Raw genomic sequence first — 26,274 nt, 5'->3', positions numbered from 1 at the left:
GGACGATTCGTCGCTCAGCGGGCGGCGTCGAGCCGTTCGACTCGCGCTATCAGCTCCGCCACCACGGCCTCCTGGTCGTCGGTCGCGTCGACGATCCGTTCGGTCGCCGACTCCGTCCGGTCCGAGCGGTCGCGGACGCTCTCGAGGGTCGCAGTGAGCTCCTCGACGGTCGCCGCCTGATCGTCGGTCGTCCGCGCCACCTCGGCGACGCCGTCCGCCGCCTCGTCGACCGCGTCTGCGATCTCCGACAGCGAGTCGAGAACCGTCTCTATCTCCTCGCCCGCGTCCTCGATCCGTTCGTGCGAGCGCTCGACGGCCGCCGACGTCTCGTCCGACTGCGCCTGAAGCTCGGCGAGGCTGTCGGTGATCGCCTCGGTGTGCCCGCGAGTCTCGTCGGCCAGCTTCTTCACCTCCTCCGCGACGACCGCGAACCCGTTGCCGTCCTCGCCCGCGCGGGCGGCCTCGATGTTGGCGTTCAGCGCCAGCAGGTTGGTCTGTTCCGCGACGTCCGAGATCACCTCGATCACCTCCTCGATGTCGTCCATCCGATCCGAGAGCGCGCCGACGCTGTCGACCAGCTCGTCGCCGATCTCCACCACGTCCTCCGTCGCCTCGCGGGCGTCGCTACTGGCGTCGAGCCCCTCCTCGGCGGCCTCTCTGGCGTTCGAGGCCGCCGCGTCGACCTGATCGGCGGTCGCGGCGACCTCCTCCATCCCGGCCGAGAAGGACTGCATCTCCGCGACGCCCTCCTCTAACAGCCCGTTCTGTTCGTCGACGTTCGTCGCGATCTCGCCCGCCGCCGCGCTCGCCTCCTCGACGGTGTCGTCGATCTCGCGAGCCTGTTCGTGGACGCTCCGGGAGAGCTCCTCGAGGTTCGCGGCCATCCCGTTGACCGCGCCCACGACCCGGAGCAGGTCGTCGTCGAGCCGTTCGAAGGAGTCCCCACGAGAGATCCGAGCCTCCAAGTCGCCCTCGCCGATCGCCTCTGCGGTCCCTCGGATCTCGGATATCAGCGCCGCGGTCGCCTTCCGTCCCTCGACGTTCTCCGTTCGGTCGATGACGACCTCGGTCACGCCGACTACGCCGCCGTCGTCGTCGTACAGCGGGGTCGCGGTGAACTCGATGTGTCGCTCGTCGCCGTGGCGGTCGACCATCGTGCTGGAGTCGCGGTAGCGGTTCCGGACGGAATCGTGGCGCTCGACGTCATACGCCTCGTCCGTGTTCTCCGGCGCGTCGAGCACCTTGTCCGCGAGCGTGTCGGCTCGACGACCGTCCGGGTAGAACAGCTCGGAGACGTGTCCGTGACCGATCGCGTCCTCGCGGTCCACGCCGGTGAGCGTGGCGATCGCCTCGTTCCACTCGGCGACGTTGCCCTCACGGTCGAGAACGAACGTCGGGACGCCCGTCGCGTTGAACATCTGCTCGAATCCCGCGTCCGCGAGCGTCTCCGCGCGGTTGACGCCGTCCTCGTCGCTGACCGTGTGGCGCTCGTTCGCGCGTTCGTCCGTCCCGGTCCCCGCGTCCGCCTCCGGAAAGTCCTCGCCTGACGCCCCGTCGACGACGACCCCGCCGTCCGGGACCGATCGTGTTCCCCGGTCCCGTCCGAGCACGCGGCGGAGGAGCCCTCGAAATCCCGTCATGTTCATCCGAACCTCGCCGAACCGCCCATATAAGATCCGCCTCCGAAGAATCAAATCTGATACTCGCGTGAGGAGTACGAATCACGTCGACGCTGCGGGTGCCGCCCGCAGCGTTCAAGCGCGTCCGACGGCTACGTGTCACCGATGGACTCTGACGTCGTGAGATCCCGTGCGGGCGATCTCCCGACGGAACCCGGCGTGTACCAGTTTCGGTCCGGTGAGACCACGCTGTACGTCGGTAAGGCGGTCGATATTCGGGACCGAGTTCGGTCGTACGCCGACCCCAGATCGGCCCGGATCCGCGGCATGGTCGAGCGGGCGGATCGGGTCGAGTTCGCCGTCACCGACACCGAAACGCAGGCGCTGTTGCTCGAGGCCAACCTCATAAAGCGACTCCGACCCCGGTACAACGTCCGGCTGAAGGACGACAAGTCCTACCCGCTCGTCGCCTTCTCCGACCACGAGATCCCGCGGATCGAGGTCACACGCGACCCCGAGGAGGGCGCGGTCGCGTACGGTCCGTTCACGGACAAGGGCCGCGTCGAGACGGTCGTGAAGGCGGTCCGCGACGAGTACCGGCTCCGCGGCTGCTCGGATCACAAGTACGCGAACCGCGACCGCCCCTGTCTCGACTACGAGATGGGGATCTGCTCGGCCCCCTGTACCGGCGAGATCGACCACGAGAGCTACGCTGAGGACGTCGCCGCCGCACGTCGGTTCTTCGAGGGGGAGACCGGCGTGCTCGCGGAGCCGCTCCGCCGCCGAATGGAGGCGGCCGCGGAGAACGCCGAGTTCGAGCGCGCGGCGAACCTCCGCGACCGGCTCGAGGCCGCCGAGGCGTTCCACGGCGAGGGCGGCGAGGCGGTGAGCGACCGCTCCGACGACCGCACCGTCGACGTGCTCGCCGCCGCGGTCGAGGGCGATACCGCCCGCGTCGCGCGGCTCCACAGCGAGCGCGGCCAGCTCGTCGACCGGAGCCGTCACGGGCTCGACACGCCGACGGCGGAGGCGGCGGAGGCGGCGATCGGCGGCGCGGAGGGCGGCGACGTCGGCAGCGACGGCAAGACCGACGAGAGCGACGGCGACGACGCCGTCACCGAGGACGCTGACACCCCGGCGGCGGTACTGTCGGCGTTCCTCGCCCAGTACTACGCGGAACGCGAGTTCCCCGACGCGGTCCTCCTCGCGGAGCGCCCCGCCGACCACGACGTGGTCGACTGGCTCGAACGCGAGGGGGTTTCGGTCCGCGTTCCGGGTGCCGGCCGGGAGGCGAAGCTCGTCGAGCTCGCGCTGAAGAACGCCCGGAAGCGCGGCGGCCGCGACGATCCCGTGGGCGCGCTCACCGACCGCCTCGGGATCGACCGCCCGGCGCGGATCGAGGGGTTCGACGTGAGTCACGCGTCCGGAACCGCCGTCGTCGGCTCGAACGTCTCTTTCGTCGACGGGAGCGCGCGGACGAGCGAGTACCGCCGGAAGAAGCTCACCGACCGCAACGACGACTACGCAAACATGCGGGAGTTGGTCCGCTGGCGTGCGACCCGAGCGGTCGAGGACCGCGACGACCGTCCGGATCCGGATCTGCTTCTGATCGATGGCGGCGAGGGACAGCTCGGCGCGGCTCGCGACGCGCTCGCGGAGGCCGGCTGGGAGGTGCCGGTGATCGCCTTAGCGAAGGCCGAGGAGCTGGTGGTGACGCCGGACGGCCCGTTGCGGTGGCCCGACGACGCGCCGGAGCTCCACCTGCTCCAGCGCGTCCGCGACGAGGCTCACCGCTTCGCCGTTCAGTACCACCAGACCGTCCGCGACGAGGTGAAGACGGTTCTTGACGACGTCCCCGGCGTCGGTCCGGAGACGCGGAAGGGACTGCTCCGACGGTTCGGGTCGGTCGAGAACGTCCGCGAGGCCTCCTTCGAGGACCTCGTCGACGTCGACGGCGTCGGCGACACGACGGCCCGACGACTTCGAGAACGGTTGTAGCGGACCCTCCGGTCGTCGGTACCGATGGCGAACAGGCGACGCGTCACCGTCCCGGAACGACCGCCGCGCGACCGCCTCCCGTTCCGGGCCTCGATCAGGCCACGGGGACGGTGGCCGCGGCTTCGGTCATAAACGCTCGCCTCTCGAGTCGGTGAACGCTCAGGCGTCGTTCTCGTTCGCGACGAGCTCGTCGTACCGCGCGCCGGTCTGTTTCAGCGTCTCCGTCGAGTAGAGCCGCTCGTGCTCGAACGGGAGGTACTCCGCGGCGAGTTCGTCGATCTTCGCGTCGACCGCCTCGGCCTCGCGGCCGTGGATCATCGTGAACAGGTCGTACTCCCACCCCTGCTCGGGACGGCGGGGACGGTGGTAACAGAGGGTGACGTACGGGAGGCTCCCGACCGCCTCGCCGCGCGCGTCGAGTTCGTCGTCGGGCACGTCCCAGACGACCATACAGTTGTTCGTGAACCCGGTGACGACGTGGTTGACGACGCAGCCGATGCGCTTGATACAACCGTCGGCGAGCAGGCAGTCGACCGCCGCGAGCACGTCGTCGACGTCGGCACCGATCTCGCGGGCCACGTCGGCGTACGGGGTCGCCGACAGCGGGAAACCGTCCTGGATCGCGACGAGGAGGTCGGCCTCAAGTGCGGTGAGATCGCCGCGGGCGTTCTCCGAGATGCGAGTCGCCGACACGTCCGTCCGTTCCAGCGACTCTCTGGCGAACCGGTCACCGTTGACGACGGGGAACTCGAGGTCGATGTAGTAGTCCGTCAGCATCGGGAGGTTCAACACCGCACAACCGGTTCGCTCCTCGATCTCGGAGAGGATCGCGTCTCGCTTCTCGCGGGAGCCGGCGGTGACGACGAACCACTGGTTCCACTCGTGGTCCCGGCGGTAGTTGTGGTTCACCTGTCGGTAGCCGTTGATGACCTCGGCGATCTCGTCGAACCGATCCTCGGGAGCCTGAACGGCGGCGAGCGTCGAGGAGCCGATGACGGGCGGGTTGAGCACCGCGCCGAACCGCCGGAACACGCCGCGCTCGCGGAGGTCGCGGACGCGGTCGAGGACCTCGTCGCCGTCGACGTCGACGCCCGTTTCGGTCGCGATCTCCGCGGCGACCCGCTCGAACGGCTGCGACTCGACGGGGAAGCCGCTCTGGTACTCGTCGATGAGGACGGCGTCGACCGGGTCGAGGTCGGCCCGCCAGTCGGCGTCCAGACTCATTATCGGTAGCAGGGGCCGCGGGTACGTACGGGTTTCGGAGGGTGTCGATCGTTCCGAAAGGTACGCGTCGTTCGGGACGCAGGAGTCTCAGTCGTCGTCGGGGGACCGAGGGGAGACCGGCGCGAACGCCCGCGCGCTCTCCTCGAGCTGTGCCGCGGAGCAGCCGCCGACGGTGGCGGCCTGCTCGAGCGTCAGCGTGCGGGAGCGATACAGCGTGAGTGCGGTCGCCACGGATTTGGACGTCATCGGGTACGATCTCCCACAGAATGGACGCACATATAGTTCTAACTGATTTAGCACCCCACTACACACCTATTAGCCCAAAATAAATGAAAGAACAGATTTTATAGAAGTAGAATAGAAACGCTCGATCGGTTGTGTTGTGTGATCGGTTGGCACGGATCCCGCGGGACGCGTTCCGTCGATCCCGGCCTCGGCCCGCGCGCGTCCGAAACCGGGACCGCGTCGCCGCCCGCCCGTTCCCGTCGCGCGGGAGTCGAGCGGGAGGCTTTTCGTTCGAGAACCCGAACGGCGCGTATGGCTCAGGCGACCCAGGAGTTCGGCGAGTGGCCCCTCAAGCGGCTGATGACCGAGGTCTGCGGCTCAGGGCACAAGTCGGCGGACGACCTGACGCGCGCGCAGGCGACGGAGGCGTTCGAGCGGATCCTCGCGGACGAGCCCGACCCGACGACGCTCGGGGCGTTCTGGCTCGCGAACCGCTGGAAGCGGAACACGCCCGAGGAACTGGGCGCGTACGTCGACGTGATGTGCGAGCGCGTCGAGTACGCGGAGCCCGACTGCGACCCGGTCGACTGCGGCGCGAACTACGACGGAAAGGGCCGGACCGCGGTCTTAGGCGTCGCGGCCGGGGCGGTCGCGGCCGCCGCGGGCACGCCCGTCGTCGTCCACTCGGGCGACCGCGTCCCCACGCAGAAGCAGGACGCGTACAAACACGTCCTCGACGAGCTCGGCGTCCACACCGAGCTGACGCCCTCCGACTCCGCCGACATGGTCGACGAGACCGGCTTCGGCTTCTACTACCAGCCCGCGTTCAACCCCGCGATCGACGAGCTGTTCGAGCGCCGCGACGCGATGGGCGTCCGGACGTTCGTCAACACCATCGAGACGCTCGCGAACCCCGCGGGCGCGTCGGTCCACCTCGGCTCCTTCTACCACCTCGCGTTCGCGAAGAAGGTGGTCGACACGTTCGTCGAGAGCGAGTTCCACGACCTCGACCGCGTCCTGATGTTCCAAGGGATGGAGGGGTACGACGACGTGCGGCCGGGGTACACCAAGGTCGCCGAGTGGGACGCGGAGGGTGACGACGCGGGATCGGAGGGCGCGTCCTTCGACGACTTCGAGATCGAGACCGCCGAGTACGGGATGGACCTCGAGGAGGCCGACCTCGCCGTCGACGACGTCGCCGCCGAGTCGGCCGCCATCACCGAGGAGGTCCTGTCGGGCGATCGGGACGGCGCGTTCGCCGACGCGGTCGCGGTCAACGCGGCGCTGCGGATCTACGCCCGTGAGGACGCGGACTCGATCGAGGAGGGCCTCGAGATGGCCCGTACGGCCATCGACGGCGGTTCCGCCTACGAGGTCCTCGAGGCGCTCCGCGACTTCTAACCGCGCGGGCTCGAGCACGCTTTCGGTCCCGCTCACGCGACCGATCCCGCCGATCCGGGTCGAATTTTGGACGGAATTCGGAAAGCGGTCTTGAGTCTCCGGAGCCAAGGGAACGTGTACCGAACATGACCCACGATACCTCGACACATCATGCCGACGTGTGAGCACTGTCAGGCGCACGTCTCCGAACGGTTCGTCCGGGTGTTCGCGGACGCTCGCGGCCGGATACACGCGTGTCCGAACTGCTCGGCGAACGCCGGGATCGCGGAGGTCGCGAAGGAACGGGCACACGACGCCTGATCCGCGCGGATCCGAACGGAGGGACCGAAACCGACTCCGCTACGGTTCCGGCGCCGGCGGCATCGATCGCTTGTGCGCGCTTCCCTCGTACAGTTCGACGACCCGGTCGACGGCCTCCTCGGGGACGCCCAGCTCTCGAACCGTCGCCGCCCGCGAGAGTCCGCCGTCGACGTGGACCGCGAGGATCGCGTCGACCGTGTCGTAGTCGAGACCCATCTCCGCGGCGTCGGTCTGTCCCTCCCACATCCCGGCCGTCGGCTCCTGCATCACGAGGTCGCGGGGGACGCCGACGCGGGCGGCGAGCTGGCGCACCTGCTGTTTGTAGAGGTTGCCGATCGGGTTACAGTCGACGGCCTGATCGCCGTACTTCGTGAAGTAGCCCGTCATCGCCTCCGCGCGGTTGCCGGTTCCGAGCACCACCCGATCTTCCGCGTTGGCGACGAAGTAATTGAGGACCGCGCGGGTCCGGACGTAGACGTTCCCCGCCGCCGTCCGGTCCTCTTCGGCCTCCGGGAACGCCGCGAAGAAGGACTCCGCGATCGGCTGGATCTCGACCATGTCGTACTCGATCCCGAGGTCGTGGGCCACCCGTTCGGCGTCGCTCATCACGTCCGGGTCGTTCACCTCCGAGGGCATCGTGATCCCGTGGAGACCGTCCTCTCCGAGCGCCTCGACCGCGAGGTGAGCCGTCAGCGTCGAGTCGATCCCGCCCGAGAGACCGAGGACAGCCCCCTCCGCGCCCGCGTCGTCGACGAGGTCGGCGATGAACGAGACGATACGCTCGCGCGTCTCCTCCAGTTCCGCCTCCGAGAGCCGCAGGTCGATCGGGGGATCCTCCGACAGCAACACGGACTGCTCCGGCGTCTGGCTCATGGAAGGAGGATGGGGCCGCGCCGACTAATAGCTCCCCGTTCCGGAGTCGAACTGGACGTTCGTCGAGTTCCAGTCGACGACGGTGAACGACCCCACGGTGGACGAACCGATACTCTCGTGCTCGGCGCTAGTCTCGTCGGCGGCGCGCGCCTCCGAGCGCCCGAAAGGGCGCGAGGAGCCCGCGCGAGGGAGGTCGAGAGGACCCGCCGGCGGTTCCGGCGGGTCGTCGAGACCGAGGCTGGGGAGGCGTGAGGTGCGGTGCGGTCGCCGGCAGGACAAAGAAGGGAGATCCCCGACGGTCGTCGCCGCCACGGCGACGACGGCGCGCTACTTCAACATCCCGTCGCGTTCGGCCAACAGCAACCCCTCCAGCGTCGCGTCGTTCGTCGGCGTTTCGCGCGCGAGCACCAGCGCCTCGTCGATCGGAACGGTCCGCGGGACGAGGAACTCGTTGCTGTCGTGGTCGACGTCGACCGGCTCCAACCCCTCGGCGAACACGTACCCCCGGCGGTGGCGCAACACGCCGGTCGAACACCACACCTCCTGGAGCAGCGTCGTCGACGACGGGGAAAACCCGGTCTCCTCGGCGAGCTCGCGAGCTCCCGCGGCGGTGTAGGACTCGCCGGGCTCGACGATCCCTGCGGGTAGCTCTAGCTGGGTGTTCCGCACCGTCGGGCGGTACTGCTCGACGAACAGGACGAGGTCGTCGGCGACCGCGACCACGACCGTCGCGGGCGGCAGCTCCGCCCAGTAGTAGTTCTTCTCCGTCCCATCGGGCTGTTCGACCCGGTCGTATCCCCCGACGAACCAGCCGGGGTCGTACTCGACGGCGACCTCCCGGACCGGCCACTCCGGCTCGCCCGGCAGCGAGTGGAGCCGCCCGTCCGAGAAGGCCGGCAGGTCGCGCAGGTCGCTCGCGGCGCGGTCGTCGTTCGCGGGCGCGTCCGTCTCCGGCGGGTCCTCCGCGGGTCCGTCGTCGCTCATGTCGGGGACTGCGTCACCTCGACGTAATACGTTTCCCCGTCGCGCTCGATCCGGACGCCGCCGTCGGTGCCCGCCGCCGGCGCGCGCCGGGTGAGCGCGTCCACTTCGTCGAACGGCGTGTGGGTGAACCACTCTTTCATGCCGTACGGACCCATCAGGTACGGCTCCGAGCGGCCGTCCTCGCTCCCGATCGCGCCCGTCAGGTACGGGTAGCGGCGCTCGGAGAGGCCGGTGGCGTTCGCGGTCGGCTCGTCCGTCTCGATCGGTTCGGCGGTGAGGTAGTAGGGGTCGCCGCTCCCGAGGTAACTCGGCAGCGCGCCCAGCGCCAGCAGCGCGAGCGCGATCACCGCGAGCGCGACGAGGAGGTTCCGCGTGACCGGGCGCATGCGCGAGTTAGGAGTCGGCGTCGAATACGGGTTTCGGCCGCGGACGGAGGGTATCGACCCCGCCGCAGGCCGACGCGTTTTACCTCTCGGCGACCCTCGCCCGCACATGGAGTTCCGGTTCGAGCTGGCCCTCTGTGCGGCCCTCGAGTCGTCCGACCGGGTGGTCGCCCGGCAGCTCGGCGCGGGCGTGACGCGGCCGGGCGCGCGGATCGTCGACGTCTGCGTGCTGACGCCGGGACCCGGCTTCGACGCGCGCGCCGCCCTGACGCCGGATCGGATCCCGGACGGGGCGATCGAGGCGCGCGTCGGCCCCGGCGAGGCCGTCCCGGTCGCCGAGGCGTTCGACTTCCCGCCGGAGCGGGCGAGCGCGGCCGCCGACGCCGCCGTCGAGGCCGGCTATCTCGAGCGCGAGCGTCGCGAGGGGCGACCGGTTGTGCGCGCGACCGCCCGCTACCCCGACGACTGGGTCGGGTCGCTGACCGCGATCGAGAACAAGCCCGACCTCGGGACACCGGGCGACCTGGCGGCCCAGCTCCGGTACGACGCCGCGCTCGGGCTCTTCGATCGGGTCGTGCTCGCGACCGCCTCCTACGTCACCCGCGCGCACCTCAACCGGATCCCCGACCCGGTCGGAGTCTGGCGGTTCGACCCGGAGACGGGCGAGCGCGAGGTGGTCCGGGAGCCGACCTCCCTCGACCCGGACGCGCCGGGCGTCGAGATCCGCGAGGAGCGGTCGCTCCGGACCGACGTCGCGCTCGTCTCCCCCGAGGCGAAGGCGCGGAAGCGCCGACGGATCGCCGAGCGGGCCTACGGCAAGGGGTGGCGACCGGAGCCGCCCGCCTGCGCGCACGCGACGGCTACGGACGACGGTCGACCCAACTGCGAGCGGTTCGACCGCGTCGTCGATCCGGGTCGGGAGTGCGGTCCCTGCTGTCCCGAACGCGACCCCGACGATCCCCCGGTGATCGACCGCGACCGCCTCCGCGACGACCGGACGGCGTGGGTCGCGGAGCCCGACGGCAACGGCCCGCGGAGGCAGTCGGGACTCTCGCGGTTCCGGTGAGATCGCGTTCGGATCCGGCGGGATCACCGGTATCCGCCGTGAGAACGCTTATACGGCGACGGCGGGATCCATCCGTATGAACGACATCGAGGACGTCTTCGTGGCTCGACTGATGACGACCGACCTCCACACCGTCGCCCCGGACACGCTCGTCGAGGACGCCGCCGCGGTCCTCCTCGACAACGACATCAGCTCGGCGCTGGTCGTCGAGGACGGCCGGTTGGTCGGGATCCTCACCACCACCGATTTCGTCGAGATCGTCGCGAAGAGCCAGCCGAAAGCCGAGACCACGGTCGAGCGGTACATGACGCCTGACCCGATCACGGCGGGCGCACAGGACGCCGTCTCCGCGGTCGCGACCACCATGATCGACCGCGGGTTCCACCACGTACCCGTCGTCGACGACGAGGGGACCCCCATCGGGATCATCACCACCTCCGATCTCGCGGCGTACGTCTCCAGCTCCTCGCCGCTCGCGTCGTAGGCGACGGCGTCGAGACGGCCACGCCCGAGCCGTCGGCGGCGTGCGCCGCTCACAGGAGCGTTCCGCGCGGCAACCAGAGGAGATCCGCGGTCGACCGCGAGCGGATGGTTCGGTCGGGTCCCTCATGATTATTAAGTAAACAGCTATCGTTAACACGTCGTATCTGCCGCCCCCGGCACCGTTAAGTGGTTCACGCGTTAGACACCAGATGACGCTTCGCTTGGAGGGCCGAAGCGTCAGCGGGGACCTACTGAACGACCCCGCGTGCCACCTTTTGCCGGCACGCGGGGTCGTTCGTTCCTTTCGAACCGCGAGCTACGGCCTCGTAGTCGCCGTTCAGAGCCCCTCGTACTGGTAGTCGCCGTCGTACGTCCCGTCGTGATCGGCGCGCGCGAGTACCAGCTGGGCGATCCGCGCGCCGGGTTCGACCTCGAGTTCGTGTCCCACGTCGAGCCGCCCCTCGCCGACGCCCTCGTAGCCGGCGTCCCACACCGCGGTGTCGAGCGTACACGAGTTGCGGAGTAGCGTCGACCGCGGGAGGACGAACCCGACGTGTCCCTCCGGGATCCGAACCGGCTCGCCGTACCGGACGACGTACGTGCCGCGGTCGAGTCGATACGCGTCGTCGTCGACCTCGAGTGCGGTCCGGTCACCGACGCGTTTCCCCTCGCGGCCGACGCATCCCGGTTCGGTCTGTCGAAAGACGGCCTCCACCGTGAGATCGACTCCGTTCGGCTGTCGCTGTTCCGGCCTGAGCGTCGCGCCCGCCGCCTCCAGGGCGGCCGAGACGAATTCCCCCGATTCGAACATGTCACCTCTGAACCGCGGCGCGGGCAAAACCGTGTCGTCCGCGCGTCGTGGACGCCGGAACCTCCCGCCGAACGAGGCGCGTTCGGTGTGTGATCACGGGCACGTTCACCCAATTCTTGCTGGATCCGGCGGTTCCACACGGTCGATCCGGCGGAACACTCGCGGGTTTTATATTCACGGGACGGCCATCTTCGACCGATATGGGAAAGACGATTACGGAGAAGATCCTCGGCGATCACCTCGTCGAGGGCGAGCTGACTCCCGGAGAGGAGATCGGCATCGACATCGATCAAGTGCTCACACAGGACACCACGGGGACGATGGTCTGGCTCCAGTTCGAAGCGCTCGAGCTCGACGAGGTACAGACCGAGCTCGCCGCGCAGTACTGTGACCACCAGACGTACCAGTTCGACTTCAAGAACACCGACGACCACCGCTTCCTCCGCTCGGCCGCCGGCACCTACGGCGCGTACTTCTCCCGGCCCGGCAACGGGATCTGCCACCAGGTCCACAAGGAGAACTTCGCCGCGCCCGGCAAGACGCTTCTCGGCTCCGACTCGCACACCCCGACGCCCGGCGGGCTCGGCCAGCTCGCGATCGGCGCGGGCGGGCTCGACATCGCCGTCGCGATGGGCGGCGGCCCCTACTACGTCGAGATGCCCGAGGTCGTCAACGTCCACCTCGAGGGCGAGCTCCCCGAGTGGGCGACCGCGAAGGACGTCGCGCTCCACCTGCTCGGCGAGCTGACCGTCAAGGGCGGCGTCGGCAAGATCTTCGAGTACACCGGCCCCGGCGCCGAGAAGCTCACGATCCCCGAGCGGACGACCATCACGAACCTCGGCACCGAACTCGGCGCCACCTCCTCGATCTTCGGCACCGACGAGAAGACCAAGGACTGGCTCGCGCGCCAGGACCGCGAGGAGGAGTTCGTCGAACTCTCGCCCGACGAGGACGCCGAGTACGCCGAGACGATCGAGGTCGACCTCGGCGAGCTCGAGCCGCTCGTCGCCGCGCCGTCGATGCCCGACAACGTCGCCCCCGTCAGCGAGTACGAGGGAACCGACGTCGAGCAGGTCATCGTCGGCTCCTGTACCAACGGCGCGTACGAGGACATCCTCCCGAGCGCGAAGATGCTGGAGGGCCGCGAGGTCAATAAGGGGACGGAGATGATCGTCGCGCCCGGCTCCAAGCAGGCCTCCGAGATGCTGGCCCGCGAGGGCTGGACCGCGGAGATGATGGCGGCCGGCGTCAACTTCTCCGAGGCGACGTGCGGCGCCTGTATCGGCATCGGCCACGTGCCCGCCTCCGACTCCGTCTCGCTGCGCACCTTCAACCGCAACTTCGAGGGTCGCTCCGGCATCGAGGACGACTCCGTCTTCCTCTGCTCGCCCGAGGTCGCCACCGCGGCGGCCATCACCGGCGAGATCGTCGACCCCCGTGACCTCGCGGAGGACCTCGGCGACCTCGAGGCGCCCGGCCTCGAGATGGGAACGAAGTACGGCCCCGGCATGGGGAAATCCGACTCGGACATCATCTCGCCCGACGAGGCGATCGATGACGGCCTCGTCAAGGGCCCGAACATCGGCGACGTGCCCCTCAAGGACGGGATCGACGTGGACGGCGGCGAGGCGCTCCTCAAGATGGAGGACAACATCACCACCGACCACATCATCCCGGCGACCGCGGACATCCTGAAGTTCCGCTCGAACATCGAGAAGCTCTCCGAGTTCACGCTCTCGCGCGTCGACGACACGTTCGCGAAGCGCGCGCTCGACGCCGACGGCGGCGTCCTCGTCGCCGGCGAGAACTACGGACAGGGCTCCTCGCGTGAACACGCCGCGCTGTGTCCGATGTACCTCGGCATCGAGGCCGTCTTCGCGCAGAGCTTCGCGCGAATCCACAAGGCGAACCTGTTCAACTTCGGGATCGTCCCGCTCGCGATCGACGCGGAGACGTACGAGAAGATCGACCAGGGCGACGACATCGAGATCGTCGACGACGTGCCCGCGGGCGTCGACTCCGGCCAGACGGAGTTCACCGCGCGCGTCAACGACGACTGGGAGTTCACCGCCGAGCTCAACGCCTCCGAGCGCGAGCGCGACATCCTCGCGGCCGGCGGCAAGCTCTCGTGGGTCAAACAGCAGCACGACGGCGGCTCCGGCGCCGCCCCCGCCGACGACTGAAGACCCGTCCGTTTCGACGTTTTCTCTCTTCCTCTCTTTCGTCCGTTCCACCGAGCGACCGCTCTCCGTGGTCGTCGGCAAGGATGCGTCTCGACGGCGCAGTCGCTCGCGGTTTCGAGGATCTCGAGAAACGGAAAACCGCCCGTCGCTCGGTCGCCCGCGTCAGCGGGCCGCGGCGGCGACGCGCTCGCGCTCCTCCTTCTGGGAGATGGAGTAGGAACGGTCGGCGTCGTAGTCGGCGGCCGCGATCAGCTCGTTCGCGAGCGCGTCGGCGGCCGAGGTGCTGGATTTGTACGTCGCGTTCGCGACGCCATCGGAGATGAACAACAGCGCCTGGTCGACGCGGCGCTGGGGCGCGACGTCGACGGCCTTCGGGACGGAGATCCCGCCGTACTTCAGGCGGACCGTCTCCTCGCGGGGCGCGGCGTTCTCGACGGCGCGCACGAGGATCTGAACCGGGTTCTCCTCGGTCCGATCGTGGATCACGTCGAACGCGTCACGGACGATCCGGGTGGTTTGCTGTTTCTTGCCCGTGTTCTCGTCGGTCTGCATCAGCCGGTTGATCAGCCGCTCGACGAGCGAGATCTCGCTCTTCTGGAACTGCTTGGACGCGTGTCGCCCCATCGTGTGGGCGATCGGCGTCACCGTCATGTACCGCTTCGTCGAGGGGTCCTCGTAGGCGATCTCGGTGACGTCCCAGACGCCGAACAGCTCGGCGTTCTCGTTCGCTGCCTCGCTGGCGGCAGGCGCGTCCGGATCCGGCTCGTCTGCGGCGACGTCCGCGTCGGACTCCGCCTCGACTTCCTCCCCGCTCATCGGACCGGTTTCTCCGCGTTTCCGCGAACCAGTTCGATCATCGAGACGCCGTTGACCTTCTCGACCTTGTAGTTGACGCCGGAGAGGTCGCCCATCGCGCGACCCTTCGCGCCGCCGATCCCCGCGATCGTGACCTCGTCGTGCTCGTCGATGAAGGAGATCGCGCCGTCGCCGGGACAGAAGGCCGTGACCTGCTTCCCGTTCTTGATGAGTTGAACCCGGACGCACTTCCGGATCGCCGAGTTCGGTTGCTTCGCCTCGATCCCGACCTTCTCTAAGACGATCCCGCGAGCCTGCGGGGCGCCCTCGAGGGGGTCGGACTTCTTCTTGAGCCCGCGCTCTCGCCGAGCGTACTCGGAGTCGGACCAGCGGCGCTTCTGCCGGTCCTGTTTGAGCTTACGGGCGGCATATTTGCCGTTCGCCATCGTACGTCTCCTTCCCGACGGAGCTACTTAAGCGTCGTCTTTCCGCTCGAAGAAACGCGCGTAGATCGCTCGAGCGGTACCTCTCGTCGGATCTGCGCGCGTTTCTCAGATCGTGAACGGCGGACGCTCGCGACCGTTGAACCGATAAGCCACCCTGAGAGGCCGTCGTTGACCGGAAACAGACGTCGTCGCCGGCCGCCCTGCCGGCCCGTCTCAGCCCGCCGTCTCCTCGCGGGCCTCCTCGGCCCACTCGGGCGCCGCGACCGTCGCGCCCCGGTCGCGGTACGCGATGTCGACCTCGACGGTCGCGGTGCCGCCGTCGTGTGGCCCCTCCCACGACTGCTCGATCCGGGGGACGAACCCCGATTCGAACACGTGGACGGTCGCCGACGCCGTCTCGACGGTCGCCGGAACGTCCCGGTCGCCGTCGAAGGAGTCGGCGACGAAACGGGCGGTCGCTCGCCCGTCGACTTCGCCTTCCCCGTCCGACTTCGGGCTCCAGTTCCCGAGTCCCGCGTACGTCGTCTCACCCGAGTCGCCGTTCCCCTGGGGAACTCGGATCCCCACCAACGCCTCCTCGCGAAGCGCTCTCTCGAAGTCGTCCGCCGTTCGATCGACCGCCTGCCGACCGTAGCGCACGTCCTCGCCCGCCCGTTCGCGAACCAGCGCCTCGCCGTCCGCGACGTACCGTTCGAGCACCTCCGGCTCCTCGCCGCCGGTCAGCTCCCGTCTGAAGTACCATCGGCCGTTCTCGAGGTCGTAGCGCGACTCGTACTCCTGTGACGGGAGCCACGGGCTCGGGTCTCCCTCGCCGTCGAACGTCGTCTCCGCCGTCGAGAAGAGCGTCACGCCGCCGGCCTCGACGGCCAACTCGACGTGGCTCTCGGCCAGCGTCGCGACGTCGAGCCCGTCGTCCTCGCGCCAGTCGGCGTCCGAGAAGGGACCGTCGACGCTCCCGCCGAGACACCCCGCGAGGCCGACGCCGGCGGCCGCGCCGATCGCCGCGAGAACTCGCCGCCTGTTCGTGTGTCGTTCGTCCGCGCGTCGTCCGTTCATACCGGCTCGTGGCTGTGGATCGGAAAAAGCTCGCCGGAGTCGACGGCCGCTCGCGGTCGAGCGGAGCCGCACCGACCCGATCAGGTCAGCTGGATGTCGTCGACGTCGTGGTGGCGCTTCGCCAGCGTCCGCGCGGTCTCGATGTTCCGACCGTCCGCGCCGATCGCGACGCCGCGGTCCGGTTCGGGAACCTCCACGTAGGCGACCCGATCGTTCTGCTCCGAGACGGTCACGGCGTTGACCGCTGCCGGCGCGAGCGCGCTCGCGACGAACGCCTCCGCCGTGTCCGCGTCCTCGACGAGGTCGATCGACTTGCCGAGGTCCCGCTCGGCCGCCTCGACGGTCTCTCCCGCCTGGCCGATCGCCGCCGCCATCTCGCCCGCCGGCAGCAGGAACACGAGTCGGTCGCCCTCCACGAGGCAGTCCTTCGGCGCCACGCCGGTCAGCTCGTCGAACCGGCCGATGTAGCGCCGCGCCTCGTCGGAGAGCTCGACGCGCATCAGTCGTCGCCCACGACGCGTGACCCCATCCGGAGGTCGACGTCGCCGGTCCCGATCGAGATCGGCTTGCCGGCGATGACGTTCTCGATGACGCCGTCGAGCTCGTCGTACTCGCCGTGGACCGCCGCGTCGAGGAGGTGATTGACCGTCACCTCGAAGGCGGCCCGGGCGAGCACGGAGTCCTTGGATCCCGAGATCCCGTGTCGGCCGATCGACTCGATCTCGCCGTTGTTCGTCATGATGTCTGCGACGAGCATGAGGTGTCGGACGTTCACGTCGTCGAGCCCCTGCTCTTCGAGCGTGTTCTTCGTCTCGTCGATGATCGTCTCGCGGGCCGCCTCGACCCCGAGGTTCCGGTAGATCTCGTGGATGTTGTTACACGTCGTCCGCGAGGCGTCGACGCCCTCGATCTCGAGCACGTCGCCGAAGGCCGACCCCTCGGTGTAGAGGACGAACTCCTCGCCGTCCTCGAGCTGCTCTTTGCGGATCACGACGCGCTCGACCTCCTCGATCCCCTTGAACACGATGTCGCGGAGCCGCTCGACGAGCTGGAGCAGCTCGCGGTAGCTCGGCTCGTTGGGGCCGAACTCGATCACGGTGCCAGCCTGTCTGGCGTCGACGCCGAGGGAGTCCTCGATCGTCTCCGCGATGATCTCGGCGATCTCGGTGGGGTCGGTGTGGGTCGGCCACCGCTCTAAGAGGGTGTCGTCGTTGAGATCGATCCGCACCAGCATGTCCGCGACGTTGGTTGAGACGTCCCCGAGCGCTAAGATCCGCGTCGACTCGATGGACCAGACGACCTCGTGGGCGCGCTCGCGGTCGGTCGCGTACTCGCCCTCGAGGTGGACCGTCATCATCGGCGTGTCCGGCGTCTTCCGGGCGTCCACTAACTCGATGAGCCGGGGGAGCCCCTGCGTGACGTCGATCTCCGCGACGCCGGCGTAGTGGAAGGTGTTCATCGTCATCTGCGTTCCGGGTTCACCGATCGACTGCGCGGAGACGGTCCCGACGGGCTCTAACGGGTCCACGCGGGTCTCGATGTAGCGGTTCTCGACGCCGGTCACGATGTCGGTCGCCTGCTCGATGGTGATCTCGCCGTGATCGTCGGCTTTCGCCTCGAGCGTCTCGTACACCTTCGTCTTCAGCCGCTTCGGGAGCTCCGTCGCCTCCACGACGGCCTCCATGTCGTCGGTGACGTGTTCGTACTCAGTCATCGGATTCCACCCCCAGCTCGTCCGCCTTGTTCAGGCCCGGACCCGCGTGCTCCGAGAGGTTCGTCGGCGGCGCACGCTCGCCGAGGAACCGCTCCTTCTCGTCGTCGGAGGCGAACTCCGACTCGAGGACGCGGTCGGCGATGCCGTCGACGTCGATGCCGTCGCCCTCGCCGGAGGAGACCTTGATCGGCGAGGTGCCGTCCTCGCCGAACTCGAACTGGACGATCCGTCCGGAGGTGTCCCGGACGGTGCCGTCGTACTGCGCCTCCAGTTCGGAGAGCGCGTTGATGAGCCGTCGCTGGAGGTAACCGGACTTGGAGGTCCGGACCGCCGTGTCGACGAGCCCCTCGCGGCCGCCCATCGCGTGGAAGAAGAACTCCTCGGGCGTGAGCCCGCCGCGGTAGGAGTTCTCCACGAAGCCGTGCGCCTCCGCCGAGAGGTCGTCGGCCTCGTAGTGCGCGAGCGTGCGGTCCTCGTAGCCGCGGTTGATCCGCTCGCCGCGAACCGCCTGCTGGCCGACGGAGCCGGCCATCTGCGTGAGGTTGAGCATCGACCCACGCGCGCCGGAGCGGGCCATCACGACCGCCGGGTTGTCGTCGCCGAAGTGCTGGTCGGCGATCTCGCCGGCGGAGTCGCGGGCCTTCCCGAGCGTCTGCATGATCTTCATCTCCAGCGTCTCGTCGACGCTGCGGCCGGGCAGCGACTCCAGCTCGCCGGCGCGGTACGTCTCGATCAGCTCGTTGACGCGGTCGTACGCGCTACCGATCGCCTCGTCGACCTGCTCTTCGGCCGCCGGCGGGATCGACTCGTCGTCGATCCCGATCGAGAAGCCGAAGTGCATGATCGCACGCATCGCGAGCGAGGCGATCTCGTTGATGAAGACGCGGGCTCGCGTCTCTCCGTACTGCTTGGTGAGCGTGTCGACGACCTCGCCGCCGAACGCCCCGACCGCGTCCTCGTCTATCGTCCCCTCGATCAGCTGACCGTCCTCGATGACGACGGCGTCGCCGGTCGAGGACGTGAACTCGAGGTTGAGGTCGTCGGGCAGGAGTTCCGAGAAGAGCGTCTGCCCGGTCCAGAACTCCCGGCCGTCGTCGTCGACGCCGTCGGCCTCGGGCAGTTCGTCCACCCGCGTCGCCCGGAGCAGGTCGAGCGCCTGCGTCTCCGTGAACTCGGGATTGGCGTGGGTGAGCAGGTACGTCCCGGAGATGTGGTCCTGGATCGCGCCGATGATGTTCCCGCCGAACCGCGGCGAGAGGATCTGCTCTTGGACGCGCATGAGCACCCGCGCCTCGGCGCGGGCCTCCTCGTTCTGGAGCGCGTGCATGTTCATCTCGTCGCCGTCGAAGTCGGCGTTATAGGGCGGACAGACGACGGTGTTGAGCCGGAACGTCTTGTACGGCATCACGACCACCTCGTGGGCCATGATGGACATCCGGTGGAGCGAGGGCTGCCGGTTGAAGATCACGATGTCGCCGTCGACGAGGTGTCGGTTCACCTCCCAGCCGGCCTCGACCTTCTCGGCCAGCTCCTCGCAGTTCTTCTCGGTCACCTTCAGCCGGCGGCCGTCGGGCCGGCGCACGTAGTTCGCGCCCGGGTGCGCCTCGGGGCCGTTCCGGACGTACTGGCGCGCGTCCTCGACGTTGCGCTCGGTGACGTTGAGCGTCTGGGTCATCTCCTTGGCCACGCGGTCGGGGACGCCGACCTCGTTCAGCGAGAGCGTCGGGTCCGGCGAGATGACGGTCCGCGCCGAGAAGTTGACGCGTTTCCCCGAGAGCGACCCGCGGAAGCGACCCTCCTTACCCTTCAGCCGCTGGCTGAGGGTCTTGAGGGGTCGCCCGGAGCGGTGTCGCGCCGGCGGCGTCCCGCTGATCTCGTTGTCGACGAACGTCGTGACGTGGTACTGTAACAGCTCCCAGAGGTCCTCGATGATCAGCTGAGGCGCGCCCGCCTCGCGGTTCTCCATGAACCGCTGGTTGATGCGGATGATGTCGACGAGCTTGTGGGTGAGGTCGTCCTCGGAGCGCTGGCCGTTGTCCAGCGTGATGGAGGGGCGCGTGGTGACCGGCGGCACCGGAAGCACCGTCAGGATCATCCACTCGGGTCGGGAGTGTTCGGCGTCGATACCGAGCACCTCCAGGTCCTCGTCGGGGATGTCCTCGAACCAGTCGCGGACGTCCGAGGGCATCAGCTTGTTCATGTCCTCCTCGGTGAGGTCGACGTCGAGCGCCTTCTCGATGGCGCGGCGGTCCTCCTTGCGCGGGCGGAACTCGCCCGCCATGATCTCGTTGATCCGCTCGAGGGAGATGTCCGTCTTATCGGCCAGCTCCTGGGGGGAGGTGCCCGGGTCGTCCTCCTCCTCGTCGGGCTGCATCGCGGCCGCGATGTGCTCGGAGTAGTCGCCCGAGAGCACGTCCTGGACCTCGTAGTAGGTCGTCGGCTTCTCGTGTTTGATGTCCGCCTGCGGCTCGCCGCAGTACGGACACGTGGACGCCTTCCGGGCCTGCCGGACGGCCGCCTTCAACACGTCGTGGGGGTCCTCGCCGAGCTCCTCGGCGCGTTCCAATCGCTCTCCGAACTCCTCGCGTTCCGCCTCGGTGAGCGCCAGCTTCCCGCACTCGCGACACGTCGACCGCAGCAGTCGACGGATGAGCTTCGTGAACCCGACGTGGATGACGGGAGCGGCCAGTTCGATGTGTCCGAAGTGACCGTTACACGAACCGGAGTGGGAGCCGCAAGTCCGACACTCCAGTCCGGGGTCGATGACCCCGAGTCGCGGGTCCATGAGCCCCATGTCGATCGGGTAGCCGTCGTCGTCGTACGTGTCCGCCGTGATCACCTTCGTGGCCGACATGTCCCGGTACGTCTCCGGGTCCATGAGGCCGAAGTCGATCCCGCCGAGCACCTTCGGTGTTTGCATTGACATTTAAATCGCGTCCTCCAGTTCGAGTTTCGGTCGGATGCCCAAGGCGATCATCTCGTCGAGCAGCAGCTTGAACGCGTAGCTGACCTCCAGCTCGTGGATGTCGTCCTCGTCGCCCGTGACCGGGTCGTACACGCGGCGCTGCTCCCTGTCCTCGACGGCGACGAGGCCCGTCTCCGCGGAGACGTACACCTGTTCGGCGTCCGAGGACTCGAGCAGTCGTTCGTTGAGCACCATCGACGCGCCGTGGCCGATGATCGTGTCCCGCTCCATCTCCCCGACGCGGAGACCGCCCTCGCGGGCACGCCCCTCCGTCGGCTGGCGCGTGAGCACCTGGACCGGCCCGCGAGAGCGGGCGTGGAGCTTGTTCGACACCATGTGGTACAGCTTGTGGTAGAAGATCGTCCCGACGAAGATCTCCGCGTCGATCTTCTCGCCGGTGACGCCGGAGTACATGACCTCCTTGCCGGAGGACTTGAAGCCGTGCTCCTCCAGCCCGCCCCGGAGTTCCTCCTCGTCCTCGCCCTGGAACGGCGTGCCGTCGACGCGCGAGCCGCGAAGCGAGCCGACCTTGCCGCCGAGCATCTCCAACACGTGACCCACCGTCATCCGGGACGGCAGCGCGTGCGGGTTCATCACGAGGTCGGGGACGACACCCTCCTCGGTGAACGGCATGTCCTCCTGGGGCGCGAGGTGGCCCACGACGCCCTTCTGGCCGTGTCGGGAGGCAAATTTGTCGCCCAGTTCGGGCACCCGCTGGTCGCGCACCTTCACCTTCGAGAGCTTCGAGCCGTCCTCGCCCTCCATCAGCGTGACGGTGTCGACGACGCCGGACTCGCCCGAGCGCATCGTCACCGACGTCTCGCGGCGCTTCTGCGGGGAGAGCCCGCCCATGTCGTCGGGCTCCTCGAGGAAGCGCGGCGGGCTGGTCTTGCCGAGCAGCACCGAGGACTCGTCGACCCGTGTCTCGGGGTTGACGAGGCCGTCCTCGTCGAGGTGGGTGTACGCGTCCTCGCCGCGCGCCCCGCGAACGTCCTGATCGGGGATCTCGAAGCGGTCCTCCTGGCCGCCGGGGTACCGGCGCTCCTCGCCCTCGTAGGTCCGGAAGAAGTGCGAACGGGTGAGCGCGCGGTCGACGGAGCCCTGGTTCATCACCAGCGCGTCCTCGATGTTGAACCCCTCGTAGCTCATCACGGCGACCACGAAGTTCTGGGCGGCCGGCCGCTTGTCGAAGCTGATCTGGTCCGACGTCTGCGTCTTCACCATCGCCAGCTGCGGGTAGTGGAGCAGGTGCTGGCGGGTGTCCGGCCGGATCCGGTAGTTGGCGGAGGGGAGTCCGAGCGACTGTTTCATCATCCCCGCGCCCATCGTGATCCGGGGGCTCGCGTTGTGCTCGGGATACGGGATCATCCCCGCGCCGATGCCGAAGACGAGCTGCGGATCGATCTCGAGGTGGGTGTGACCGTCGGTCACGTCTCCCTCGTCGACCGCGACGAGGATGTCCTCCTCCTCCTCGGCGTCGATGAACTCGATGTAGCCGCGGTCGACGAGGTCCTCGAAGTCGACGTCGCCGCGCTCGAGGGCGGCGACCTCCTCGTCGCCGAGCAGCGGCTCGCCGTTCTCGACGACGATCAGCGGACGACGGGCCCGCCCCGCGTCCGCGTTGACGATCACCTCGCGCGTTCGCTCCTTCACGGAGACGTTCACCATCTCGCTCACGTCGCCGCGTCGGCGCGCTTCGCGGATCTGATCGGCGAGCTCGTGCGGGTCCGGGTGGGTCCCGACGAGGCTCCCGTTAACGTACACCTTCGCTTCGCGTTCTGCTTGTGCCATGTTAGTCGTCCGCCGTCTGTCGTTCGACGCCCTCGATGCCGGGGATCCCCTCGACACCCATCGACGCCAGTTCTCGTTTCAGCCCCTGTTCGTCCTCGACGGTCTGTGACAGCTCCATCGCCTGCGCGAAGTTCTTCACGAGCCCGCAGTTCGGCCCCTCCGGCGTCTCGGAGGGACAGATGCGACCCCACTGGGTCGCGTGGAGGTCCCGCGCCTCGAAGTGCGGCTGCGAGCGCGAAAGCGGCGACCGGAGGCGCCGCAGATGAGAGAGAACGCCCATGTAGTCGGTCCGGTCGACGAGCTGGGAGACGCCGGAGCGTCCGCCCACCCAGTTGCCCGTCGCGATCGGGTGTTCGAGCCGCTCGGTCAACACGTCCGAGCGGACCACCGTGTTCACGGTGAGCTGGCGGTTCCGCATGTTCGCGCGCTCGAGCTGGTACTTCACGTCGCGCGCCAGCTTGTTCAAGGCGGTCCGGAACAGGTCGCGCATCAGGTCGCCGGAGACCTTCAGCCGCTTGTTCGCGTAGTGGTCCTTGTCGTCGGCCTCCCGGCGGTCCAAGGCGAGCTCGAAACACGCCTCGGCCATCCGGCAGAGGTAGTACGCCTTGTTGATCCGCACGTCCTCTTCGTCGACGCCCTCCTCGTGGAGGTGCGGCAGGAGGTAGCGGTCGATGACGTAGTTCGCCCGCTTGAGCTGGTAGTTCTTCCCCTGGCCGCTCGCGACGCGCTCGCCGAGCGTCTCGATGGCCTCCTCGGTAGTCTGGACCGAGGCCTCCTCCAAGTTCTCCAGCATGAACTTCACGATCTCGGGGTCGTCCGAGACGCGGTGGACGATCTCCTCGTCGGACTCGAGCCCGAGCGCGCGGACGAGCGTCACGAAGTCGATCGAACCCGACACGGACGGGAACGAGACCTCGAGCAGCCCCTCGCGGTTGCGCTCACAGAGCACGAGCGCGCGGTAGCCGCGCCGTTGGGAGAACGTCTTCGCGACCTGGATCTCGTCGCCGTACTTCGAGTCGTACTCGGCGAGGATCTTGTTGGGCGCGAGGTCCTCCGAAGTCATCAGCACGCGCTCGGAGCCGTTGACGATGAAGTAGCCGCCGGGATCGACCGGGTCCTCGCCGATGTCGATAAGCTCCTCGTCGGTGAAGTCGGCCATGTTACACTTATCCGAGCCGACCATGATCGGCATCCGGCCGACCTTCGTCTCCGTGCTGTCGACGACGGTCTCGGGTTCGTCCTCGCCGCCGCGCACGATGGACATCTCCATGAACACCGGCGCGGAGTAGGTGATGTTCCGTAGGCGGGCCTCCTGTGGGTACAGAAGCTCCTCGGAACCGTCGGCCTCGCGGACTCGGGGCGTGACCATCCGCACGTCGCCGAGTTCGACGTAGACCGGCTCCTGGCCCTCCTTGTCGCCGATGTCGGTCTCGATCGTTTCCTTTTCGTCGACCACTTCCTGCATCCCGCGACCCAGGAAGTTGTTGAAGGATCGGAAGTGGTGTTCGGCGAGTCGTTCGTCGGAGAAGTACTCGCGTGACACCACGCGTCGGTCTTGCCTGTTCATGAGACGACCAGTCGGAACACGACCGCTTGATCCGTCGTGCGCGAATCACGGACGATCTTCACCACGTCCCCGACTTCGGCGTCGTCGGGTGTCGCGGGGTCGGTGCGTTTGATCTTCGGTAGGTTCGTCTTCTTCACGTCGTACTCGGCCAGGACCGCCTCGATCTCCTCGGGATCGTCGATCAGGACGTGATCCGGAACGAGTTCGTGTTGGCTTACGTCTACCATGGGTGGTGGTGGTGGGGAAAAGCTATCACGAGATACTACAGTGCGTTACCGACTCCAGTCCCATAAGGTTTGCCAACTCCGCCGCGCACGGCTCTCCGCGCCGGGGCGTTCCACGTTCTCACGCTCGGGAGTGACACACAAAAACGTACCGCCCTCCCTGTGAGCGGTCACCATCGCCGCCGCCGATGACAAGCCTTATTTGCCAGACACGGATACGACAGGTTGCGACGCGCCCGGATGGTGTAGTGGCCCATCATACGACCCTGTCACGGTCGTGACGCGGGTTCAAATCCCGCTCCGGGCGTCCCCCTCTTTCGGGGCTTCGTCGCTGTCTGCCCGGATGGTGTAGTGGCCCATCATACGACCCTGTCACGGTCGTGACGCGGGTTCAAATCCCGCTCCGGGCGTTCTCGACGAACAACTCGGCGAGCGTAGCGAGCCGTTCGTCGAGAACGCTTCGATAGGGGTTTGAACCAGGGAGTGAAGCGAGCGTAGCGAGCGGAACGAGTGGGGTCTCGCGGTCGGGTTCGCGAGTGCTGACGCACCCGCTCACTGGCGCAGGGCGAGAGCGAAGCTCTCGCTTGACGCCGGCGGCAGAGCCGCCGGCGACAGCGAGGCGCTACGCGCCTCTGGCAGCCGGCGCAAAGCGCCGGCGACGCCACCGCCAGTGCGAGGGACGTCGTCGGTGCCTCGACGGGCGAACGATCCCGGCTACAATCCCAGCGCCGACTGGAGGTCGGCGACCCGGCTCTCAGTCTTCTCGCTGGGGTCGTCGTCGGGATCAACCGGCGTGCGGCCGTCGTACGTCTCGTGGACCATCGAGACGCCCTCGGCGAGCGTGTCGAGGCCGTATCCGCCCTCCAGGACGTACGCCACGGCCGCGTCGATTCCCTCCGCCACCGATCGGATCCGATCGGTCAACAGCGCGTACCCCTCCGAGGAGACCCGCATCCGCGAGATGGGGTCGTGGCGGTGTGCGTCGAACCCCGCCGAGACGATGACCAGATCGGGAGCGAACCCGTCGAGCGCCGGCTCGATCGCCTCGTCGATCGCGTAGAGGTAGTCGGCATCGCCCGCGCCGGCTGCGAGCGGGAGGTTCACCGTGGTACCCTCTCCGTCGCCCTCGCCCGTCTCGGTCAGCTCGCCCGTCGCCGGATAGAGTCCGTCCTCGTGGATCGACGCGTACAGCACGTCTCCTCGGTCGTAGAAGATGTCCTGCGTTCCGTTGCCGTGGTGGACGTCCCAGTCGAGGATCGCCACTCGGTCCGCGCGGCCGGCCTCGAGGACGCTCTCGGCCGCGACCGCGGCGTTGTTGAAGAAACAGAAGCCCATCGCGTCGGCGGTGACCGCGTGGTGGCCCGGCGGACGACCGATCGCGAAGGGCGTCTTTCGACCGTTTTCTCCGTCCAACGCCGCGTCCGCCGCCCACTGTGCCAGTCCGGCCGCCGAGAGCGCGGCCTCCCACGTCCCCTCACCTGCGACGGTGTCCGGATCCCAGTTGCCGCCGCCGTCCGCACAGAACGCCTCGAGTTCGGCGACGTAGTCGTCGTCGTGGACGGCGGTCACCGCCTCGCGGTTCGCCGGTGACGCCTCGGTGTACTCGACGCCGTGTCGCTTCGCGAGGCCTCGCCGTATCGCGCGCAACCGGTCCGGGTTCTCCGGATGCCGATCGCCCGGGTCGTGGTCGAGACACCGCTCGCTGTAGCCGAAGCGCATCTATTCGAACAGCGCGAAGTACGTCTCGATGTCCTCTGCCTGTACGGTCCGGCGGTCCGCGTGACGGGCCAGCGTCGCGGCGGCGCTCGCCACGTTGTCGGCATAGTCCTCGAGAATGTCGGCCAGCGCGATCCGCGCGTCGACGCCGACCCGATACCGGTCGTCGATACGGAGCCGCGCGATGCGATCGATGGGCGCGACGGGAAGGGAGAGTTCTTCGCGGGGGATGACCTGCTCGACGCCGAAATCGGACGCCATCAACGTCTTTCGTCCGTCGGCCGTCGCGCGCTCGGCCGCGTCGATCGCCAGTTCCGCGCCGTGCGACTGGATCCGCCGAGCCAGTTCCTCCGCGGCGTCGGCGCTGACCCGGAGTTCGCCGGCGTTCCGCCGGATGATGGTATCGACCGGCGCGAACGGCAACTCGACACTCATACACACAGTCGGGTT

General features: G+C 68.3%; 24 protein-coding genes and 2 tRNA genes. 8 read left to right on the top strand and 18 right to left on the bottom strand.

What is annotated here, in order from left to right; all coding sequences use genetic code 11:
* Positions 1-14: 14 nt before the first annotated feature.
* Positions 15-1,640 carry a methyl-accepting chemotaxis protein gene (locus FN829_RS01010; RefSeq protein WP_142985145.1) on the bottom strand — a complete coding sequence of 542 codons (1,626 nt, stop codon included), beginning with the start codon at positions 1,638-1,640 and terminating at the stop codon, positions 15-17.
* A 144-nt stretch (positions 1,641-1,784) separates the two neighbouring features.
* On the opposite strand from FN829_RS01010, the gene FN829_RS01005 reads away from it, so the two are divergent.
* A complete protein-coding gene (locus FN829_RS01005; protein WP_142985144.1) occupies positions 1,785-3,617 on the top strand; it encodes an excinuclease ABC subunit C in 1,833 nt (610 codons plus the stop codon).
* 159 nt (positions 3,618-3,776) lie between these two features.
* Here FN829_RS01005 and ahbB read toward each other — a convergent pair whose 3' ends face one another.
* Positions 3,777-4,841: a siroheme decarboxylase subunit beta gene (gene ahbB / locus FN829_RS01000; RefSeq protein ID WP_142985143.1), complete on the bottom strand. Its 1,065-nt coding sequence runs from the start codon at positions 4,839-4,841 to the stop codon at positions 3,777-3,779.
* A gap of 87 nt (positions 4,842-4,928) precedes the next feature.
* Positions 4,929-5,087 (bottom strand): DUF7317 family protein, encoded by a 159-nt coding sequence (locus tag FN829_RS15760; RefSeq protein WP_185955652.1) that lies wholly within the window; start codon positions 5,085-5,087, stop codon positions 4,929-4,931.
* A gap of 291 nt (positions 5,088-5,378) precedes the next feature.
* Here FN829_RS15760 and FN829_RS00995 point away from each other — a divergent pair, with 291 nt between their 5' ends.
* Positions 5,379-6,467, top strand: a complete 1,089-nt coding sequence (locus FN829_RS00995; RefSeq protein WP_142985142.1) for an anthranilate phosphoribosyltransferase — start codon at positions 5,379-5,381, stop codon at positions 6,465-6,467.
* A gap of 150 nt (positions 6,468-6,617) precedes the next feature.
* Positions 6,618-6,767 (top strand): DUF7563 family protein, encoded by a 150-nt coding sequence (locus FN829_RS15755; RefSeq protein ID WP_179234045.1) that lies wholly within the window; start codon positions 6,618-6,620, stop codon positions 6,765-6,767.
* 39 nt (positions 6,768-6,806) lie between these two features.
* Here the strand turns inward: FN829_RS15755 and FN829_RS00990 are convergent, their stop codons facing one another.
* The 3 genes from FN829_RS00990 to FN829_RS00980 all read right to left on the bottom strand — a co-directional run bounded on the left by FN829_RS00990 (position 6,807) and on the right by FN829_RS00980 (position 9,010).
* Positions 6,807-7,640: an NAD+ synthase gene (locus FN829_RS00990; protein WP_142985141.1), complete on the bottom strand. Its 834-nt coding sequence runs from the start codon at positions 7,638-7,640 to the stop codon at positions 6,807-6,809.
* A 327-nt stretch (positions 7,641-7,967) separates the two neighbouring features.
* On the bottom strand, positions 7,968-8,624 hold the full coding sequence (locus tag FN829_RS00985; protein ID WP_142985140.1) for an NUDIX hydrolase: 657 nt from the start codon (positions 8,622-8,624) through the stop codon (positions 7,968-7,970).
* A complete protein-coding gene (locus FN829_RS00980; RefSeq protein WP_142985139.1) occupies positions 8,621-9,010 on the bottom strand; it encodes a hypothetical protein in 390 nt (129 codons plus the stop codon). Before FN829_RS00980 ends, FN829_RS00985 begins: the two co-directional genes overlap by 4 nt.
* A 106-nt stretch (positions 9,011-9,116) precedes the next feature.
* Between FN829_RS00980 and FN829_RS00975 the strand changes: the two genes are divergently transcribed.
* Positions 9,117-10,073, top strand: a complete 957-nt coding sequence (locus FN829_RS00975) for a DUF5787 family protein (RefSeq protein ID WP_142985138.1) — start codon at positions 9,117-9,119, stop codon at positions 10,071-10,073.
* A 76-nt stretch (positions 10,074-10,149) separates the two neighbouring features.
* Entirely contained in the window at positions 10,150-10,557 is a 408-nt protein-coding gene (locus FN829_RS00970) for a CBS domain-containing protein (RefSeq protein WP_142985137.1), read from the top strand.
* 336 nt (positions 10,558-10,893) lie between these two features.
* On the opposite strand, the gene FN829_RS00965 is transcribed toward FN829_RS00970, so the two are convergent.
* Positions 10,894-11,367: a deoxyuridine 5'-triphosphate nucleotidohydrolase gene (locus tag FN829_RS00965; protein WP_142985136.1), complete on the bottom strand. Its 474-nt coding sequence runs from the start codon at positions 11,365-11,367 to the stop codon at positions 10,894-10,896.
* A 200-nt stretch (positions 11,368-11,567) separates the two neighbouring features.
* Here FN829_RS00965 and FN829_RS00960 point away from each other — a divergent pair, with 200 nt between their 5' ends.
* On the top strand, positions 11,568-13,550 hold the full coding sequence (locus FN829_RS00960; protein ID WP_142985135.1) for an aconitate hydratase: 1,983 nt from the start codon (positions 11,568-11,570) through the stop codon (positions 13,548-13,550).
* Positions 13,551-13,712: 162 nt separating this feature from the next.
* On the opposite strand, the gene FN829_RS00955 is transcribed toward FN829_RS00960, so the two are convergent.
* The 9 genes from FN829_RS00955 to FN829_RS00915 form a co-directional block, all read right to left on the bottom strand.
* Positions 13,713-14,366, bottom strand: a complete 654-nt coding sequence (locus tag FN829_RS00955; protein WP_142985134.1) for a 30S ribosomal protein S7 — start codon at positions 14,364-14,366, stop codon at positions 13,713-13,715.
* Positions 14,363-14,791, bottom strand: a complete 429-nt coding sequence (locus tag FN829_RS00950; protein WP_004048726.1) for a 30S ribosomal protein S12 — start codon at positions 14,789-14,791, stop codon at positions 14,363-14,365. The genes FN829_RS00955 and FN829_RS00950 overlap by 4 nt, the downstream gene beginning before the upstream one ends.
* 213 nt (positions 14,792-15,004) lie before the next feature.
* The gene (locus FN829_RS00945; RefSeq protein WP_185955651.1) at positions 15,005-15,847 is read right to left on the bottom strand and encodes a hypothetical protein; all 843 of its coding nucleotides are present in this window, start codon (positions 15,845-15,847) and stop codon (positions 15,005-15,007) included.
* An 80-nt stretch (positions 15,848-15,927) separates the two neighbouring features.
* Positions 15,928-16,347: a NusA-like transcription termination signal-binding factor gene (locus FN829_RS00940; RefSeq protein ID WP_142985133.1), complete on the bottom strand. Its 420-nt coding sequence runs from the start codon at positions 16,345-16,347 to the stop codon at positions 15,928-15,930.
* Complete coding sequence (gene rpoA2, locus FN829_RS00935; protein ID WP_142985132.1) at positions 16,347-17,561, bottom strand: DNA-directed RNA polymerase subunit A''; 1,215 nt, start codon at positions 17,559-17,561, stop codon at positions 16,347-16,349. Before rpoA2 ends, FN829_RS00940 begins: the two co-directional genes overlap by 1 nt.
* Positions 17,554-20,481, bottom strand: coding sequence for a DNA-directed RNA polymerase subunit A' (locus FN829_RS00930; protein ID WP_142985435.1), 2,928 nt, complete (start codon positions 20,479-20,481; stop codon positions 17,554-17,556). Before FN829_RS00930 ends, rpoA2 begins: the two co-directional genes overlap by 8 nt.
* Positions 20,482-20,487: 6 nt before the next feature.
* Positions 20,488-22,317 carry a DNA-directed RNA polymerase subunit B gene (gene rpoB, locus FN829_RS00925; protein ID WP_142985131.1) on the bottom strand — a complete coding sequence of 610 codons (1,830 nt, stop codon included), beginning with the start codon at positions 22,315-22,317 and terminating at the stop codon, positions 20,488-20,490.
* Between the two features lies 1 nt (position 22,318).
* Positions 22,319-23,884, bottom strand: coding sequence for a DNA-directed RNA polymerase subunit B'' (locus tag FN829_RS00920; protein WP_122105404.1), 1,566 nt, complete (start codon positions 23,882-23,884; stop codon positions 22,319-22,321).
* A complete protein-coding gene (locus tag FN829_RS00915) occupies positions 23,881-24,111 on the bottom strand; it encodes a DNA-directed RNA polymerase subunit H (RefSeq protein WP_142985130.1) in 231 nt (76 codons plus the stop codon). Before FN829_RS00915 ends, FN829_RS00920 begins: the two co-directional genes overlap by 4 nt.
* Positions 24,112-24,342: 231 nt before the next feature.
* On the opposite strand from FN829_RS00915, the gene FN829_RS00910 reads away from it, so the two are divergent.
* Both FN829_RS00910 and FN829_RS00905 read left to right on the top strand, forming a co-directional pair.
* Positions 24,343-24,415: transfer RNA gene (locus FN829_RS00910), tRNA-Asp, on the top strand.
* Positions 24,416-24,445: 30 nt separating this feature from the next.
* A tRNA-Asp gene (locus FN829_RS00905) sits at positions 24,446-24,518 on the top strand.
* A 304-nt stretch (positions 24,519-24,822) separates the two neighbouring features.
* On the opposite strand, the gene FN829_RS00900 is transcribed toward FN829_RS00905, so the two are convergent.
* Both FN829_RS00900 and FN829_RS00895 read right to left on the bottom strand, forming a co-directional pair.
* Positions 24,823-25,827, bottom strand: coding sequence for a histone deacetylase family protein (locus tag FN829_RS00900; RefSeq protein WP_142985129.1), 1,005 nt, complete (start codon positions 25,825-25,827; stop codon positions 24,823-24,825).
* Positions 25,828-26,259: a histone gene (locus FN829_RS00895; RefSeq protein WP_142985128.1), complete on the bottom strand. Its 432-nt coding sequence runs from the start codon at positions 26,257-26,259 to the stop codon at positions 25,828-25,830.
* Between the last annotated feature and the right edge of the window lie 15 nt (positions 26,260-26,274).

This window comes from Halorubrum cibi (assembly GCF_900182635.1).
In the GTDB taxonomy this organism is placed as follows: Archaea; Halobacteriota; Halobacteria; order Halobacteriales; family Haloferacaceae; genus Halorubrum; species Halorubrum cibi.
Note: the sequence above shows the minus strand (reverse complement) of the source record. Positions and strands in the feature narration are given on the sequence as shown.